We start from the raw sequence: 16,509 nt of genomic DNA, 5'->3' as shown, positions 1-16,509 counted from the left end.
CCCGCCGCGCGAGTCCAGCCGCGGTTCACCAGGCAAGGCCACACTCCCTCACGGGATGCCCACTCCACAGAGTCCTCAGGATGCACTTGCCATGCGGTGGTGCGGTGCTTCCACGCGATGGCCTCGAGCGTGCGGCGGTGGTCGCGGCCCACCGCCGCACGTGAACCGGATCGGCCGGCACCAGCGGCTTGATCCTGCTCCGCATGGCGTGAGTGATCACTGATCGGACAGGCACATGCGATCAACGGACCGGCCCGTCATGGTGATACGCGCTGGCGGGGCCCCTCGCTGGTGCCCTGTCTGGTGTCGGCGAGCCAGCAGGCACCGCCCTGGGGTCGCCAGTCGAATCCGTCGAGCATGGCGACGACCCGCCGGACCAGAGCCTCGGGGCTCCCGCTCCACGCCTTGAAACCGCTGCGGCCCAGGTCTCCCACGGCCATCAGCCCACCGCTCAGCAACTCGGTGAGTACTTCCACTGACACGACCCGGAAGCCGCTGCCGGCCTGTTCGGCCGTCTCCTGGGCGAGCCCGATCAGGCGGTCGATGGGCGCCCAGTCGTCCAGCCCTTCCTCCAGCAGCTCGCCGATGATGAACTCCGTGCTCATGACGGCAGGTGCACCTTCTTTCCCTTGCCTGTGACGGCGAAGACATCGATGGTCTCGCCACCCGAGCCGATGATGCACGCCACTGGGTGATCGTGCCGTGCCCGCGTCCGCGCCGGAGAGGTCGATACAGACTGGCGCGACCAACAGCGACAGCGCCCCCGCCGCCTGGCCCCAGCGCGGTCCCGCCGGGAGCCTGACCGCGGTCCGGCGGTTCGGGGAGGTTTCCGTACGGGGCACGAAGCGGGCTCCTTGTGCGGAGACGGGCCCGGGTACCGCGTACCGGCCACGCATGCTGCCGCGGAGACGCGAGAGAGCGGGCTGTGCCAACAGCCGTACCGACGAGGCTTGGCTTCTACCGCCCGCCGGACATGGTGACCGTCGTACCGGTCACATACGAAGCCGCCGGTGACATCAGCCAGGCGACCGCCTCTGCCACCTCCCGGGGCTGGCCCGGGCGGCCCATCGGCACACCCGCCTCCGCGAGCCGGTCCAGGTCGGGCGGGGCCATGTCGGTGTCGACGAGGCCGGGGGCCACGGCGTTGACGCGGATGTCCTCTCGCGCGACCTCGTTTGCCAGGCCCCGGGTGAGGCTTTCCACGGCGCCCTTCGTCGCCGCGTAGGCCACCGCGCCGGGAATCCCGCCCGAACGGGCGGCGACAGAACTGATGTTGACGATGGCTCCGCCCCGCCCGCCATGCCGGTCGGAGAGCCGGTCGACCGCCGCACGGCAGCACAGCAGCGGGCCTAGCACGTTCACGGCCAACAGCCGTTCCAGAGCACCGACTTCCTGCTCTGCCAGCCGCCCGGTCTCACCGAAGACACCGGCGTTGTTCACGAGCCCGGCCAGCGGGCCCAGTTCGGCCTCTGCCTCCTTGAACAGCGCGCCGACCTGCCGCTCGTCGGAGACGTCCGCCGCAATGGCCCGCGCACGGCCCCCGGCAGCCGTGACGGAGTCCACCACCGCCTCGGCCGCATCCTTGTGGCCCGCGTAGTTCACCGCCACCGGGTGGCCGAAGGCGGCCAGCGTGCGGCACACCTCGGCGCCGATGCCGCGGCTGCCGCCGGTGACGACGACGAGCCCCGGCTTCGCCGTCTCGTGTGTCTCGGTCATCGTCGGTCCTCCTGTACCTCTCTGGACGGCAGGCCGGTCAGCGGACCCGTTCGCCGTCGACCTCGACGTGGACCTTGTCGCCGTGGAAACAGAGGTGCTCGGCGGCGGGCAGGGCCTCCGGCAGTGGGTGGGGCAGGCTCCACGCGGCGTCAGGCACCCGCACGCCGTCGGCCACCAGATGCCAGTGCTGACCATCGCCCTTGTACGGGCACTCGCTGACGGTCCCACTCCGCTCCAGCAGGCCGAGGTCCACGTCGGCGGACGGCAGGTAGTAGCGCACCGGCAGCCCCGTCTCGAACAGCAGCTTCGGACGGAGGGTCTCGGCCACGGGGACGTCCCTGTGCAGTACCAGGACATGACGCGATGACGCGCGCACATCCACCCGGTGATAGGGATCGCGGGGACCGGCGTACAGCGGCTCGTCCTCCTCGAACCAGCGGTCCATCGCAGCGAAGTCGATCGTCACGTGGTCGTCGAGCGGCGGGGCGTCCGGGTGTGTGGCGGGCGGGCCGGTGACCGCCTCCGGCGCGGTGCGCCCACCCACGACCACGCTCCAGAACTCCGGGCCCTCGCCGGTGCGGACGCCGTCAGCCGGGAGGAGCAGGTCCGTCTGCACGTCGGCCAGTGGGAACCAGTGCCGGGGCGGCTCGCCACGCCGGTACAGCACCTTGCCGCGCCGGCTGTCGAGGACGGTCCGGCCGGCCAGCACCGCCCGCATGCGCCGGGGCCACTCCTCGACATACCACCAGTCCTCGGGCGGCGGGCCGGAGCCGAACGCGCCGCCGCCGGGCCCGAACGGACCGCTGCCGAGCGTCAAAGTCATCATCGCCTCCCCGACACGGACAGGACGGAAAGGAACGCGCACCGTGCACGGCGTATGCGTTCCGCATCCTGTGCGCGGTACCCGCGAGACCCGGCCCCACACACCCCACTCCGGCATGGGATTCGAGGCCGGCACAGACGAGGAGGAGAACGCCTGAAACGGCTCATCCACGGGTGTGCCTGGTACGGGCGCGAACTCATCGTGATCGATCGCTGTTTCCCCAGCTCGAAGCTGTGCGGAAGCCGCGGCAGGGTCGGCGGGAAGCTGCCATTGAATGTGCGTGAGTGGACGTGCGAGCACTGCGGTGCGGTGTATGACCGCGACGTGAACGCGGCGCGCAACATCCTGGCCACCGGGCTGGCGGCGTCTGCCGGTGGAGACGGAACCCCCGCCTTTGGGCAGGGGAGGAAGTCAACGGATCTCGTTGTCGGGATGCTGCGCGTCGTATGCCTGGCGGGCATGGGCGATGGAGTCTCGGTGCTCGAGTGACCAGTCGGCCAGTGCCTTGACGAGGTGGGTCAGGCTTGCGCCGGTCTCGGTGAGTCGGTAGTCGACCTGGGCGGGCACGGTTGGGTAGACGGTCCGAAGTACCAGCCCGTCGCGTTCCAGCCGGCGGACGGTCAGCGTCAGCATCCGCTGGGAGATCCCATCGATCGCGCGCTGAAGTTGCCGGAAACGCCGCGCCCCGTTCGCAAGCTCGACGATCACGAGGACCGACCACTTGTCACCCACGCGGTCGAGCACGTCGCGGATCCCGCAGTCGGGATGGTCCGGCTGCCCGCACGGTTCCAGGTCTGCAGGTCCAGCGGTTACATCGGTGTGCCTCACTGACACGAGACTGCCTCCTTGTGGGCCGACCGCGGCCGGTTCAGGATCACCGTAGTTACTGAAGAGAACCACGGTGGGAGACTGAACCGCAATGATCATGGTGACCGGCGCGAACGGACAGCTCGGCTCCCTCACGCTTCAGGAGTTGGCCGGCCGGAAGGTGCCCGCCCTGGGCGGCAGCCGGACACCCGCCGACGGGCAGCGCCACCTGGACTTCGACGAGCCCGCCAGCCTGGGCCTCGCCGGTGTCTCGACGCTGGTGCTGGTCTCGGCCGGGTATGCCGAGGACGACCAGGTCATCGCTCGTCATCGGGCTCTTCTCGACGCTGCGGTCCGTGACGGGGTCACGCACGTGATCTACACCAGCCTGACCGGTACCGGGGATCACCTCGGGTTCGCGCTCGCCCACCGCGCCACTGAGGACCTGGTCAGGGCCAGCGGTCTCGGGTGGACGATCCTGCGCAACGGGCTCTACGCCGAGCTCTTCGGAGCGTTGCTGACATGGGCACCCGATGGGCTGGAGTCGGCTTTTGGCGATGGCGCTCTCTCTGCGGTGGCTCGGGCGGACCTGGCCGCCGCAGCAGCCATCGTTGCCAGCCACCCGACTGCGCACGCCGACAAGACCTACGACCTGGTCGGCGAACCGATCACCGCCGACGACGTCGCCGGACGTCTCGACGTCGCCCACCGAACGATCGGGCTCAGCGAGTACCGCGCCCGGCTCCTCGCGGACGACACACTGCTGCCGTTCCAGCCTCCGATGCTCGCCTCGATCGCCACCAGCGTCCGCCATGGGTTCCTGAGCAACTCCAGCCCCGACCTCCTACACCTGCTCGACCGACCGCTCACCGACGCGCTGGCCGTTGCGGCGGACACCGCGGCTACGATGCGTCCCGGCGGACGCTGACGCGGATGGTTCATCGCAACGCGTCGCTGTCGCTCGAAGGCCGTCGGCGGCTGTCGAACGCTGCCTTACCCGTCCCCTCGCACACGTGGCCGCCGAGAGGCCGTTGTCAGTGCCTTCAGTGCCCTCAGTGCGGCGGTGCGTGTGGCCCGCTCATCGCGCACCTCCGCCGTACCGGACAGGCGGGCTGTGGCCGCGGTTGTTTCCCGTCGTAGGCCGAGCAACTGTGCCTGCCCTGCTACCCATGCCGCCTCGACGACCAGTGGTCGCGCCGGCGGCCCACTCTCCGGCAGGTCCGCTGCACGGGACGTGTGCCCGGACGGGTGAACCAGGCGTCTGCCGCGACGAGTTGGCCCAGACGCCCGTCCGCCAGGAGTTCCCGCACCCGGCCCAGCGACGGAGCATTCCGCAGGAACATCGCCTGGCGGCGACGGGCGGCGTGTATGACGACTCCGCGCGGTCCATAACCGTGAGACGTCGGGAGCCTGCTGGAAGGGCTCTTCGCCGACACCGGCGCGCCATGGATGCTCAGTCCGTCCTGGGGTGGCCGAGGTGCCTTCGGGGATCTGGGGATCCTTCTCGTCGACCTGTTGCGCCGGCTGCGCCCCGAGGCCGGGCTCACGGTGCGCGCCGCCTCGCTCCGCCCCCTCCCGGCGGGTCGGGGGAGGCCGGGGCACGGCGCTCCTGGAGACCAGGAAGGCGCAGGGGTGGCCGACGCCGTGGTGTGCACGCGCGTGCTGGAAGCGGTCGTCGAGGCTGCCGTATGACGATGGTTCAGGAACTCGTCCCCGACGCGTGCTTGGTCCGCCACGTGGTCTTCTTGGCCTGGTTCCCGCAGGTGTCCATGGAGCACCAGCGCCGGTGGCCCGGGCGGGACGTGTCGAGGAACCAGGCGGCGCAGGTCGGCCCGGCGCACGCGCGGACCCGCTCCAGAACGGGGGACGTCGCCAGGGTCAGCGCATCGCGGGCGATGTCGGCGAGAACCGCGCCGACCGGGTCGGCCGCGGTGTAGGTCAGCGTGCCGTGCTCGTCGAGCACTGGCACCGGCGGCGCCGCGCCGGCCGCCTGGTTCAGCCGCGCACGGTCGCCCGCAGGGCATCCGGCGGGGCCGCTGTCGCCGCGGGCTGCCGTCAGGAGCGCATGCACGGACTCCCGCACCTCCCGCGCCTGATGCAGCACGGCCTGAGACGGGACCGGGACGACCGTGCCGTCAGGGAACGGCCCCAGTTGGACGACCCAGGCGGACAGGGCCTCGGGGGTGTCCAACTCCTCGGTGACGCCGTCCAAGCCGCGCAGCCGCAGGGTGCGCATGAAGTCCAGGCAGAGCCGTCCGGATCCACTGCGGAAGCGGGAGACCGGCGGTGCGGGAGAGACAGCCATGCGGAACAGCCTACTGCGGAACCGGTTTAACTGGTACGTTGAAGGAACCGGTTAAACCGGTTCCAGGTGGCGAGTCGTCACCTCCCCCTCTCGTACCCTCCTTCCTCTCCTGCCCGAGGTGTGCCGTGGCTCCAGGCGTTTCCTCCGCTACGTCGCCGGCGTTGAGCCGGCCCCTGATCCTGCTCCTCTCCGTCGCCTGCGGCATCGCGGTGGCCAACATCTACTTCCCCCAGGCGATCAGCCCGCTGATCGCCGACGACCTGCACGTGCGCCCCGCCTCCGCGGCCGTGGTCGTCACCTGCGCGCAGCTCGGCTACGCCGCGGGCATCTTCCTGCTGGTCCCCCTCGGCGACCGGCTCCGCCACCGCGGACTGGTCACCACCCTTCTGCTGGTGACCTGCGCGGGGCTCGTGCTCGCCGGGACGGCCACCTCCCTGCCCGTCCTCGCCGTCGCCAGCGCCCTGGTCGGCCTGACCACGGTCGTGCCGCAGATCCTCATCCCCATGGCAGCCGGCCTGACCGACCCGGAACGCCGCGGCGCAGTCACCGGAACCCTGCTCTCCGGCCTGATCGGCGGGATCCTGTTGGCCCGCACCTTCTCGGGCACCCTCGGCGAATGGCTGGGCTGGCGCGCCCCCTACCTCGTCGCCGCAGTCATGGTGCTGATCCTCACCCTCGTGCTGGCCGCCGCGCTCCCGCACACGACGCCCAGCACCGACCAGCGCTACCCGGCGCTCCTGGCGGCCTCCCTGCACCTGCTGCGCACCGAACCGCTGCTGCGCCGCTCGTGCCAGTACCAGATCCTGGTGTTCGCCGCGTTCAGCGCGGCCTGGACCGCCCTCGCCCTGTTCATCACCGGCCCGCACTACGACCTGGGCACCCCGGCCGTGGGCGTGCTCGCCCTGGTCGGTGCGGCCAGCATGTTCGCCACGCCCATCGCCGGCCGGCGCACAGACCGGCGCGGCCCCGACGCCGTCAACCTGGTGTGCATGCTGGGCGCCATCGCGGCGGGGGCGCTGCTGCTCACCGGTCGCCTGGGCGGCGCCGTCGGGCTGGTGGGTCTGGGTGCGGGGATGCTGCTGCTCGACGTGGCCGTGCAGTCCGGTCAGGTCGCCAACCAGGCCCGCATCTTCGCACTGCGACCGGAGGCCCGAGCCCGGCTCAACACCGCATACATGACCTGCGCCTTCCTGGGCGGCAGCGCCGGTTCGTGGCTCGGTGTCCGCGCCTACTCCGCCTTCGGCTGGAACGGCGTGTGCGGCCTGGTCGCACTTCTGGCCGGTCTGAGCCTGCTCCGTCACGTCCTGCGAACCCGGGCGACCACGGCCGCCGCAGACGCAGGAGTACCGGCGTCCGCCGGGAAGGACGGCGTGCCCGCCGGACGCTGAACCATGCCCGCGCACATCGTCGCGAAGGTCCTGTGATGGCCCGCGGGCGGCTGAGGGCCGCCATGTACGTCAAGGACCTGCCCACCCACGAGGAACTGATCCTGTTTCCAGGCGAGAGCCCGCCGCCGGAGATCGCCACGCTGGTGACGAACCCCGATGCCTGGGATCGCTGTCGGCGAGCCGGACCCGACGGGAGGTACGGTCGAGCCCGAGCCTGTGTCATGTCCCCGGCCGGGGCGCCCGCCACCGGAGAGATGACACAGGCTCACACAGGCAACGAATTCGTCAGATCGGTGTCGTCTCGCACGCCGCGTAGTGGTCGTTCGGCGCGCCGGCGCCGGCGCAGTGGAGGTCGATGAGGGGGGTGCCGTTCGAGAGGAACAGGGCCTGCTGAGGGGCGTTGACGATGACCGTGGATGACGAGAAGCCGTCTCCACCGGTGATGACCGTGTTCGTGTCGGCGGAGGCAACTCCTGCACTACCGCAGAAAGCGCTGAGTGCGATTGCTGTGATAACCGCGAACTTCCTGGACAACTCGGTTCCTTCCTGAATTCACGCATGTGCACGCTTGCGTCCCAGGCGTGGCCGTGATCGTTCACCTTCCGCCGGGGGTCTCTTCCGAAAGTAGATACAGGTACATATCCCGGGTCAGGTCTCCTCCACGATGGCTGGTCCGTGGTGTGCGCGCACGAGGAACACCGCCAACCAGTGGACCCGGCAACTCGCGGTGCCGGCGACCACCCACCGGCGGCCTGCGTACGAGGGCGTAGCCGGGGTGACCGTGGCTTCCCGGTCGCACCGCGGTACGGGTCACCTCGGGCCCCTGTCCGCGCTGAACTGCCGGTACAGGACAGAGCGCGGTCGTCCATGGCCGGGTCCAACAGGTCGGAGGCGTCCAGCCGGTGGGGCGCAGCTGCGACGCGCGGCGGGCTGCCCGGCCGGCGATGTGACTCAGGAATGCGACACCCTGCTGGGTAGTAGTCGTCCTGTTCATTCCCCATTGAGACACCGGCCCGTCGCCTGGGCCAGCAGATCCTGGCCTGGCGAAAATCCACCGGAGCCGCCGTGGGGCTCGAGCCCAGCCCCTTTTTCACTGCCTCCTCCTCACCTGCCTCCGACACCAGTTGACATCTCCCGAGCGCGCCAGCCGGCCTGAGCGAGGCGGGCCTTGTTCCCGCTTGCGCACCGCCAACGCTCCTCCACCTGCCGGTTGTCCGGCGAGGCGTCATCCCTTGGAATGTGCCAAGTCGGGGTCGTGGGAGCAATTGTCAAACCCTGTGGATCTGATCGCTCCCTCACGGCCGGGCGTCGATCGCATCGTCAGATGCGATGACGACGAGCCGCGTTTCGTCTCAGAGGGCGGTTCGTGAGGTGATGTCTGTTTCCAGGTGATGCCTGGGGCAGGGTTGCTGGTCGCGGCGCTGGTTACTGCTTCCTGGCGAAGTTGCCGGTGTTGGCTTCAGTGAGAATGCCGGGTTTGACCAGGCGCTTCAGCTTGGCTCGGGTGCCGGGGGTCTGCTACTGCCTGGACAGCGCCCTGAGACGGGTCCGGGTGGAGGGCTCCGACGTCACGGCCGAGTTCGCGGACGGGTACACGGCGCAAGGCCACTTCCTGGTGGGCGCCGACGGAATCGGCTCGGCGACGCGCCGACTGCTCGATCCCGCCACCCGCCCCTCGTACGCTGGCTACGTGGCCTGGCGAGGCCTGGAGCCGGAATCCGCCCTGCCCGGGGATCTGCTGGAGCTGCTGACGGGTCGGTTCACGTTCTTCGGCTCGGACGGCCTCCAGATGCTCTGCTACCTCGTCCCGAGTCCCGACGGCGAGCTGACGGAGGGTTCCAGACGCGTCAACACACGCCGCCGACACAGCGCGGCCGGCGGGCTACCTCCGGTGGAGTTCGAACGAACCATCACCGAAGCCCGGCCACGCTCGCATCAGAAGGTCCGAGCAGCATAGGGAAGTCCTCCACGTTTCGAGGGGATTGACACACCTGACTTCCGAGCGCAGTCGGCCCTGGCCCTTGGCATTGACCTCTCGATGGATAACGGCTATCTATATAGCTAGCCGTTATCTGGGGGTGCCGTGCGGCAAGAAGTAGTACTAGCGATGCTGGCGAAGGAGCCGTCCCACGGCTACGAGCTGCGCGGCCGCCTGCGTGACCTCCTGGGCCCGCTCGGGGAGTCGATGAACGCCGGCCAGATCTATGTGGCGCTGACCCGGCTGGAGAAGGCGGGCCTGGCACGGTCGGAGCAGGCTGCCGGGCTTCCGGACCGGCCGGAGCGCAAGGTCTACGCCCTGACCTCGGCCGGCCATCAGCGGGTGGCCTCCTGGGTCGGCGCGGTCACCTGGCCCAAGCCGGACCTGGCCGAATTCCACCTGAAACTCTTCGCCGCGGCCGCCGCGGGCCTGGCCGACCCCGTCGCCCTCGTGGACGCCCAACGTGCCGAGCTGCTCCAGCTCCTAAGAGACGCCCAGCGCGCGGCGATGGAACTGGCGGAGGGCTCGGAGTCGGCGCTGCTGCTGGAGGGCATCGTGCTGCGGCTGCAAGCGGATCTGCACTGGCTGGACGCCTGCGAACGGACTTGGACGGAAAAGAGGGGGGACACCCGATGAAAGACGGCGGCAGGCCCGTGGTTATGCGGGTCCGCGGGCTGGAGAAGCGGTACGGCGCCGACGAGGGTCTGGTCAGGGCCGTCGACGGCATCGACCTCGACATCGCCCCAGGAGAGACGGTCGCCGTCACGGGACCCAGCGGTTGCGGCAAGTCCACGCTGCTCCACCTGCTGGGCGGCCTGGACCGGCCCGATTCCGGCCAGATCACGCTAGCTGGCCAGCGCATCGACCAGATGCCGGAACGCTCGCTTGCCCGGCTGCGCCGCACCTGTATCGGCTTCATGTTTCAGGCGTTCCACCTGGTGGACGAACTCACCGCGGTCGAGAACTGCGAGCTGCCCGCGCTGCTCGCTGGCTGCTCGGCCCGCGTGGCCCGCAAGCGCGCCAGCACACTGCTGGAGCAGGTGGGCCTGGCCGAGCGGGCCCGGCACCTGCCCGGCCAGCTGTCTGGTGGTCAGCGCCAGCGGGTGGCGGTGGCCCGGGCACTGATCAACGAGCCGGTGATCGTGCTCGCCGACGAGCCCACCGGCAACCTGGACAGCGAGGCCACCCTCGACGTGCTGCGACTGTTCGAGGCCCTGCACACGGCCGGGCAGACCCTGATCATCGTCACCCACGACCAGCGGGTCGCCGCCACCGCGGGCCGCATCCTCAGCATGCGCGACGGCATGCTGGTCGGCGAGACCCGACTGGCGGACGGCCCGCGCGATCTCGGCGCACTCGTCGACCTGGAGGGCTGAGCCATGGGACGCCTACGGCTTCTCGCCCGGCTCGCGGCCCGCGACCTGCGCCGCCGCCGAACGGAAGCGCTGCTGTTGCTGCTCGCGTTCACCGCCGCGATGACCACACTGACGCTCGGGCTCATCCTCGGCGACGTCACCGACCAGCCATACCAGCAGACCCGCGCGGCGACCCACGGCCCGGACGTCGTGGCACTGGCCTACCCACCGGCCCGGAATGCCGGACAGGCCCCGAAGACATTGACACAGCTGGTCTCCACCTCCGGCGTCACCGCCCACAGCGGGCCGTTCCCGGCCGTCTGGGTGCCCCACCTGCGAGCCGACAGCCACACGGCCTCCGCCCAGGTGATGGGCCGCGCCACCCGGACGGCCCCGGTCGACCAGCCGCACGTCACCAACGGGGGCTGGCTGACCGGCGACGGCACCGTCGTGGTCGAGCGCAGCTTCGCCGACGCCCTCGGCATTCGCGTCGGCGCCACGCTCAGCCTCGACGGGCGCCCCTTCCACGTCGTCGGCATCGCGGTGACCGCGGCGGTGCCGCCCTTCCCGCAGGTGTGCACGATCGGGTGCGAGCCCGCCACAACTCGTGCCCAGGGCGACCGGACCGGCCTGCTGTGGGCCACCGACACAGCCACCCGGAGCCTGGCCACCACCGAGCACCGACTGTCCTACCTACTGAACCTCAAACTGTCCGATCCCGACGCGGCCCAGCAGTTCATGACGGCTCACACCCTCGCCCCGGACACCACGACGGGGCCATTCATGAACACCTGGCACACCATCAGTTGGCAGGACGGCAAGGTCATCGAGATGGAGCAGCGGGACCTGGCCATCGGCAGCTGGCTGCTGGGCCTGCTGGCCGTGGCCAGCGTCGCCGTGCTGGTCGGCGGTCGCATGGCCGACCAGATCCGACGGGTCGGGCTGCTCAAGGCGGCTGGCGCCACACCCGGTCTCATCGCCATGACCCTGCTGGTGGAATACGTGTTCCTGGCGCTGGTGGCAGCAGGAGTCGGGCTGATCGGCGGCCGACTGGCGGCCCCGCTTTTCACCGGCCCCGGCGCGGGGCTGCTCGGCACCGCCCAGGCCCCCTCGATCACGGCCGGCACCGTCACCAAGGTGGTCTTCACGGCCGTGGCGGTCGCTGCGGCAGCGACCTTCGTGCCGACGTTGCGCGCAGCGCGCACCAGCACGGTACGGGCCCTGACCGACGCCGCACGGCCGCCACGGCGCGCGGCCGTGCTGATTACGCTGTCGGCCCGGTTGCCGGTGACCCTGCTCATCGGCTTCCGACTGGCCGCGCGCCGGCCCCGCCGCACGCTGCTCAGCATCGCCAGCGTCATGGTCACGATCGCCGGGCTGGTCGCCGTCCTCACCTCGCGAGCGCAGACGAGCGCCCAGGTCCAGGCAGCCGGGCTGGGCAACCCACAGGTCGACCGACTCGCCAAGGTCCTCCTGGCGCTGACGGTGACCATGGTGGTGCTGGCCGCGGTCAACGCCATCTTCATCACCTGGGCCACGGTGCTGGACGCCCGGCACATCTCGGCGCTGACGCGCGCCCTGGGCGCGACGCCGCGCCAGGTCAGTGCCGGCCTTTCTGCGGCGCAGGTGCTGCCCGCACTGCTCGGCGCGACGCTCGGCATTCCGGTCGGGATCGGCCTGTTCGCGGCCGTCCGCCACGGCGGCACCATGAACTATCCACCAATCTGGACGTTGGCGGCCACCGCTGTCCTGACCGCACCCATCGTTGCCGCACTCACCGCGCTACCTGCCCGTCTGGGTGCACGCAGACCGGTAGCCGAGACACTGAGCGCGGAATCGGCATAAGAGGCCACCACGGCGAAGCCAACCGGGGATGGCGGCGGGCAACGATCAGCTCAAACGCGGGAAGCCATAGCGCAGAGGGCCGGTGGCCTCGTGTCTCGGCCTCTTGCAGCCGGGTCTGCAGGGCGTCGATCTGTGCGCGAAGGTCGTCGGCCAGGGCCCTGGCGGCGTCCTCCTGGAGGTCCAGTGCCTGAAGGAGGGGGCGAATGTTCATGCGTGCACTGCCTCTTCGCGCCAGGTGGAGGTGTTCGCGCCGGTGAGGCGGCGGACCATGACGTGGGACATCGCCCAGTAGACGCGGGAGGCGGACGAGGCGGTGTGATGCTCGTAGTCACGGACCAGGCGCCGGTGCAGTATCAGGATCCCGTAGGTTTGCTCGACCCTCCACCGCTTCGGCTGCGGCAGGAATCCCCGGTGCCCGGGGTTGCGTTTGACGATCTCGACGTCGATGCCCAGGGCGGCGCCGTGTGCGACGACCTGGTTCTTGAAGCCCTGGTCGACCAGGGCTTTGCGGACGGTGTTGCCGGTGTGCTCGGCGACCTGGTCCAGCAGGCCGATGCCCGCGATGTTGTCGTGGATGTTCGCGGCGAGGATGACGACCGCGATGACCAGGCCGAGGACGTCCACGGCCAGGCCGCGCTTGCGGCCCGGCACCCGCTTGGCCGGATCGTGGCCGGTCGTGGAGGCGGGGACCCCGACGGCCGCATGGACACTCTGCGTGTCCAGCACCACCAGGGTCGGGTCCTCTAATCGTCGGGCGCGTTCACGGACTTGGCAGCGCAGAAGTTCATGAATGACATGGTCGGTTCCGTCGTCCCGCCAGGCGGCGAAGTAGTAGTACGTCGCACTCTTCTGTGGCAGGTCGTGCGGAAGGTAGGCCCACTGGCAGCCAGTCCGCCCCTGGTAGAGGATCGCGTTCAGGATCTCCCGCATGTCGTAGGCGCCCTGATGACCGCTGACCGAGCAGTGCCGGTCCTTCCATGCGGTGATCACCGGCTCGATCAACCACCACTGCTCGTCCGATAAGTCGCTGGGATACGGCTTGCGTTCACTCACTCCGTCAACCCCAGCAGACCCGCACCGCGGACCCGCGGATTCCGCCCACACCCCACACCATCAGGCGACCACAGAACGACTCAAAGACTCACGAACCGCCCTCTCACAGACTGGCGCATTGCCGTTGCCTGGTGGATGAGCTGCTAGCTTCCGCGTCATGGTGGACCGTGACGAGAGGACAGCCGACCGGATGCTGGTGGCCGGTGCCGAGGGTGGTGTCCTGCTGTTCGGTATCACGCCGCCGCGGCTGAGTACCACGCCCGAGCGGATCCGGGAGATCACCGCGGCTACCTTGGCGCGGTTGGACTTCCTCGATGTGGACGGTCTGGCGCTGTACGACATCGCCGATGAGAGCGACCGCAATCCGGCGGAGCGGCCGTTTCCGTATCTGCCGACGATCGATCCCGCCGTGTATCACGCGGAGTACCTCGGCGGGTGGAACCGCCCCGCGGTCATCTACCGGTGCGTCGGCAAGTACACCGAGGCGGAGCTGCGGACCTGGCTGCAGATGGCCGACACCGATCGCGTGCTCTCCGTCTTCGTCGGCGCGTCCTCGAAAGGCAAGGCGGTGCGGACCGGCTTGTCCGAGGCGCAGGCCCTGCGCCTTGACGCCCGTCCGGACCTGCTGCTCGGCGGCGTCGCCATCACCGAGCGCCCCGAGGAGCATCAGCGGCTGCTCGCCAAGCAGCAGTCGGGATGCGTGTACTTCATCTCGCAGGTCATCTACAACGTCGGCGCGGCCAAGAGCATGGTCTCCGACTACTACTACGCTTGCCGCGAGCGGCAGCTGGAACCCAAGCCCGTCCTGTTCACGCTCTCGGTGTGCGGGTCGGTGAAGACGCTGGCGTTCCTCAAGTGGCTCGGCGTGGACGTCCCACGCTGGCTGGAGAACTCTCTGCGCCACGCGGACGACACGCTGGCCGAGTCCTACCAGCACTGTCTGGCGAACGCCCGCGACTTGATTGCCTTCTGCCGCAAACTCGGCATGCCGTTCGGGTTCCTCGTGGAGAGCGTGTCGATCCGCAGGGTCGAGATCGAGGCTTCGGTCGCTCTGGCTGCCGAACTGGGCGGACTGCTGGGACGAGGCCGACCGTCCGCATGAGGCCGGTCGTGAACGTGCAGCTGCCGGATCCTGCGATTGGGACGTAGCTCAGGCTGCTGTCATCTCCTCGCGTTCGACGAGGACGCCCTTGTCGAAGCGGGCTCCGGCTCGGACGAGGGCGACGAGGTGGGGTGCGTTCACGGCCCGCCACCGCTGCTGGGCGGACTCGACGAGCTTGAAAACCATCGCGAGGGCGGCGGCTCGGGAGCCGGCCCCTTTGGTGACCTTGGTCCGTAGCCGGACGGTCGCGAAGGTTGACTCGATGGGGTTCGTGGTACGCAAGTGGATCCAGTGCTCAGCGGGGAAGTCGTAGAACGCCAGCAGCTCGGCCTCGTCACTGGTGATCTTCTTCACCGCCTTGGGAAACTTCGCGCCGTACTGCTTGGCGAACGCTTTGACCGCGGCGGCCGCGTGCTCACGGTCCTCGGCGTTGTAGATGTCCTGGATGGCCTTCTTCGCCGCGGGCTGAGCCGACTTCGGGAGGCTGTCGAGGCAGTTGGCCGCTTTATGAACCCAGCATCTTTGGTGGCGGGTTTCGGGGAAGACCTCGTTCAGTGCGTTCCAGAACCCGAGGGCGCCGTCGCCGACGGCGAGGACGGGAGCGCGCATGCCGCGCCGCTGACAGTCCCGCAGCAGACCGGCCCAGGACTTCGAGGACTCGCGGTATCCGTCGGCCATCGCGATCAGTTCCTTGGTGCCGTCCGCGCGCACGCCCATGACGACCAGGACCGCAGCCTTGGCTTCCTCCAGGCGGATGCGCAGGTGGATGCCGTCGGCCCAGACGTAGACGTAGTCGGTGGCGGACAGATCGCGCTCGCCGAACGCCTGGTGGTCGCCTTGCCACTGGGCCGTGAGTCGGGTCACGGTTGCCGGGGACAGGCCGGCCGAGGAGCCGAGGAACTGTTCCAGCGCGGGCACGAAGTCCCCCGACGACAGGCCGTGGAGATAGAGCAGTGGCAGCACCTCGCTGATCTTCGGGGACTTGCGGCACCACGGCGGCAGGATCGCCGAGCTGAACCGCTTGCGCTCACCGGTCGCCTCGTCGATGCGCTTGTCGTTGACGCGCGGAGCCTTGACCTTGACTGTCCCGGCAGAGGTGGTCACCGAGCGGGGCCGATGGTGGCCGTTGCGGACCACGAGCCGCCGCCCACGTTCGTCCCTCTCGTCAGCCAACTCGGCTATATAACTGTCGACCTCGGCCTCCAGCGCGGCGGCCAGCATCCGCCGCGCGCCCTCCCGGACGATCTCGTCGATGAGCGAGGAGCCGTTGGCCGTGGTGCCGTCGGCGTTGACTGCGCTGAGCATGGGCGTACCCTTCCCAACCCGCGCGCCAACGCGGGCCTACTCGATACCAGCCGATCGATCACTCGGGAAGGTACGCCCTCCCGAGTCGATCCACAGGATCTGAGCATTGCTCGGGTCGTGGCGCTGCAGCTCCTTGCGGAGTTGGGAGAGCGCCCGGTGCAGTGTGCTCTTGACCGTGCCGGCCGCCATGCCCAGGGCAGCGGCCGTCTCTTCCGTGGACAGCTGCTCCCAGTGCCGTAGTACGACGACGCTGCGCTGCTGGGGTGTCAGTGTCTTCATGAGGTCCATCAGTAACTGACGGTCGGAGTGCTGCTCGGTGAGGTCTTCGATGCTCGTGTCCGGTAGCTGCTCGGTGGGGAGCTCCTGCAGCTTCCGTGCCCGCCACCACTCGGTGCGGGTGTTGATCATGACACGGCGCAGGTAGGCGTCTGCGAGTCGCTTGTCCGCTATGCGGTGCCAGTGAAGGTAGGTGCGGGTGAGCGCGGTCTGCAACAGGTCCTGGGCGTCGAGTGGGTCGGCCACCAGGCGGCGTGCGCTGCGCAGCAGAGCGGTGTGCCGTGTGCGGACGTACTCGTCGAAGTCCTGTTCCTCCCGGTGGCGCCTGTGTCGGCTCACGGTGGGTCCTTTCATGGTGGATGGATGGCGGTGGTTGGTCCCTCTGCGGGATGGCCTCTGCCCTGCTGGGGGGCGGCTCCTGCGGCGGGTGGCTGTGCGCTGCTTGCTGCGGCAGCCAGGCAGGGGGGTGCTTCTATCTGTTCGGTCAAGGTCTGTGGGCTTGGTCAGGCTGTTTGTTCGTGCCCGGGTTGGTAGAGGGTGCGGTGCTTGAGCATGG

17 protein-coding genes and 1 pseudogene are annotated in these 16,509 nt (G+C 69.5%); 9 read left to right on the top strand and 9 right to left on the bottom strand.

Translation table 11 applies throughout. The annotated features are described in order from the left end of the window. Positions 1 to 257 precede the first annotated feature (257 nt). The 3 genes from ACFY1U_RS45215 to ACFY1U_RS45205 all read right to left on the bottom strand — a co-directional run bounded on the left by ACFY1U_RS45215 (position 258) and on the right by ACFY1U_RS45205 (position 2,542). Positions 258 to 605, bottom strand: coding sequence for a hypothetical protein (locus ACFY1U_RS45215; protein WP_390699911.1), 348 nt, complete (start codon positions 603 to 605; stop codon positions 258 to 260). Between the two features lie 352 nt (positions 606 to 957). Further along, a complete protein-coding gene (locus ACFY1U_RS45210; RefSeq protein WP_390699910.1) occupies positions 958 to 1,716 on the bottom strand; it encodes an SDR family oxidoreductase in 759 nt (252 codons plus the stop codon). A gap of 37 nt (positions 1,717 to 1,753) precedes the next feature. Continuing rightward, positions 1,754 to 2,542 carry a DUF427 domain-containing protein gene (locus ACFY1U_RS45205; protein WP_390699909.1) on the bottom strand — a complete coding sequence of 263 codons (789 nt, stop codon included), beginning with the start codon at positions 2,540 to 2,542 and terminating at the stop codon, positions 1,754 to 1,756. Between the two features lie 159 nt (positions 2,543 to 2,701). Here ACFY1U_RS45205 and ACFY1U_RS45200 point away from each other — a divergent pair. Beyond that, a pseudogene (locus ACFY1U_RS45200) lies at positions 2,702 to 2,923 on the top strand (zinc ribbon domain-containing protein); the annotation flags it as partial. A gap of 27 nt (positions 2,924 to 2,950) precedes the next feature. On the opposite strand, the gene ACFY1U_RS45195 reads toward ACFY1U_RS45200, so the two are convergent. Next, a complete protein-coding gene (locus tag ACFY1U_RS45195; RefSeq protein WP_390700037.1) occupies positions 2,951 to 3,373 on the bottom strand; it encodes a winged helix-turn-helix transcriptional regulator in 423 nt (140 codons plus the stop codon). An 85-nt stretch (positions 3,374 to 3,458) separates the two neighbouring features. Between ACFY1U_RS45195 and ACFY1U_RS45190 the strand changes: the two genes are divergently transcribed. Together ACFY1U_RS45190 and ACFY1U_RS45185 are read left to right on the top strand one after the other, a co-directional pair. Continuing rightward, positions 3,459 to 4,274, top strand: a complete 816-nt coding sequence (locus ACFY1U_RS45190) for an NAD(P)H-binding protein (RefSeq protein WP_390699908.1) — start codon at positions 3,459 to 3,461, stop codon at positions 4,272 to 4,274. A gap of 521 nt (positions 4,275 to 4,795) precedes the next feature. After that, complete coding sequence (locus ACFY1U_RS45185) at positions 4,796 to 5,038, top strand: hypothetical protein (RefSeq protein ID WP_390699907.1); 243 nt, start codon at positions 4,796 to 4,798, stop codon at positions 5,036 to 5,038. Between the two features lie 7 nt (positions 5,039 to 5,045). Here ACFY1U_RS45185 and ACFY1U_RS45180 read toward each other — a convergent pair whose 3' ends face one another. After that, entirely contained in the window at positions 5,046 to 5,651 is a 606-nt protein-coding gene (locus ACFY1U_RS45180) for a CGNR zinc finger domain-containing protein (protein ID WP_390699906.1), read from the bottom strand. Between the two features lie 161 nt (positions 5,652 to 5,812). Between ACFY1U_RS45180 and ACFY1U_RS45175 the strand changes: the two genes are divergently transcribed. Continuing rightward, on the top strand, positions 5,813 to 7,039 hold the full coding sequence (locus tag ACFY1U_RS45175) for an MFS transporter (protein WP_390699905.1): 1,227 nt from the start codon (positions 5,813 to 5,815) through the stop codon (positions 7,037 to 7,039). Between the two features lie 285 nt (positions 7,040 to 7,324). Here ACFY1U_RS45175 and ACFY1U_RS45170 read toward each other — a convergent pair whose 3' ends face one another. Further along, entirely contained in the window at positions 7,325 to 7,573 is a 249-nt protein-coding gene (locus ACFY1U_RS45170) for a hypothetical protein (protein ID WP_390699904.1), read from the bottom strand. A 943-nt stretch (positions 7,574 to 8,516) separates the two neighbouring features. Here ACFY1U_RS45170 and ACFY1U_RS45165 point away from each other — a divergent pair. From ACFY1U_RS45165 to ACFY1U_RS45150, 4 genes are all read left to right on the top strand, one after another. After that, a complete protein-coding gene (locus ACFY1U_RS45165) occupies positions 8,517 to 8,996 on the top strand; it encodes a hypothetical protein (RefSeq protein ID WP_390699903.1) in 480 nt (159 codons plus the stop codon). 150 nt (positions 8,997 to 9,146) lie between these two features. Continuing rightward, positions 9,147 to 9,653 carry a PadR family transcriptional regulator gene (locus ACFY1U_RS45160; RefSeq protein WP_390699902.1) on the top strand — a complete coding sequence of 169 codons (507 nt, stop codon included), beginning with the start codon at positions 9,147 to 9,149 and terminating at the stop codon, positions 9,651 to 9,653. Positions 9,654 to 9,676: 23 nt separating this feature from the next. Beyond that, the gene (locus ACFY1U_RS45155; protein ID WP_390700036.1) at positions 9,677 to 10,393 is read left to right on the top strand and encodes an ABC transporter ATP-binding protein; all 717 of its coding nucleotides are present in this window, start codon (positions 9,677 to 9,679) and stop codon (positions 10,391 to 10,393) included. 3 nt (positions 10,394 to 10,396) lie between these two features. Continuing rightward, the gene (locus tag ACFY1U_RS45150; RefSeq protein WP_390699901.1) at positions 10,397 to 12,217 is read left to right on the top strand and encodes an FtsX-like permease family protein; all 1,821 of its coding nucleotides are present in this window, start codon (positions 10,397 to 10,399) and stop codon (positions 12,215 to 12,217) included. A 207-nt stretch (positions 12,218 to 12,424) separates the two neighbouring features. On the opposite strand, the gene ACFY1U_RS45145 is transcribed toward ACFY1U_RS45150, so the two are convergent. Further along, positions 12,425 to 13,270, bottom strand: coding sequence for an IS5 family transposase (locus tag ACFY1U_RS45145; RefSeq protein ID WP_390699900.1), 846 nt, complete (start codon positions 13,268 to 13,270; stop codon positions 12,425 to 12,427). Between the two features lie 157 nt (positions 13,271 to 13,427). Here ACFY1U_RS45145 and ACFY1U_RS45140 point away from each other — a divergent pair, with 157 nt between their 5' ends. Continuing rightward, the gene (locus tag ACFY1U_RS45140) at positions 13,428 to 14,372 is read left to right on the top strand and encodes a methylenetetrahydrofolate reductase (RefSeq protein WP_390699899.1); all 945 of its coding nucleotides are present in this window, start codon (positions 13,428 to 13,430) and stop codon (positions 14,370 to 14,372) included. 48 nt (positions 14,373 to 14,420) lie between these two features. Here ACFY1U_RS45140 and ACFY1U_RS45135 read toward each other — a convergent pair whose 3' ends face one another. Continuing rightward, the gene (locus ACFY1U_RS45135) at positions 14,421 to 15,677 is read right to left on the bottom strand and encodes an IS256 family transposase (RefSeq protein WP_390699898.1); all 1,257 of its coding nucleotides are present in this window, start codon (positions 15,675 to 15,677) and stop codon (positions 14,421 to 14,423) included. 36 nt (positions 15,678 to 15,713) lie between these two features. Continuing rightward, positions 15,714 to 16,292, bottom strand: coding sequence for a SigE family RNA polymerase sigma factor (locus ACFY1U_RS45130; protein WP_390699897.1), 579 nt, complete (start codon positions 16,290 to 16,292; stop codon positions 15,714 to 15,716). Between the last annotated feature and the right edge of the window lie 217 nt (positions 16,293 to 16,509).

The sequence above is a fragment of the Streptomyces sp. NPDC001351 genome, from assembly GCF_042896045.1.
GTDB lineage: Bacteria > Actinomycetota > Actinomycetes > Streptomycetales > Streptomycetaceae > Streptomyces.
This window is presented reverse-complemented; position numbering and strand designations above follow the sequence as displayed.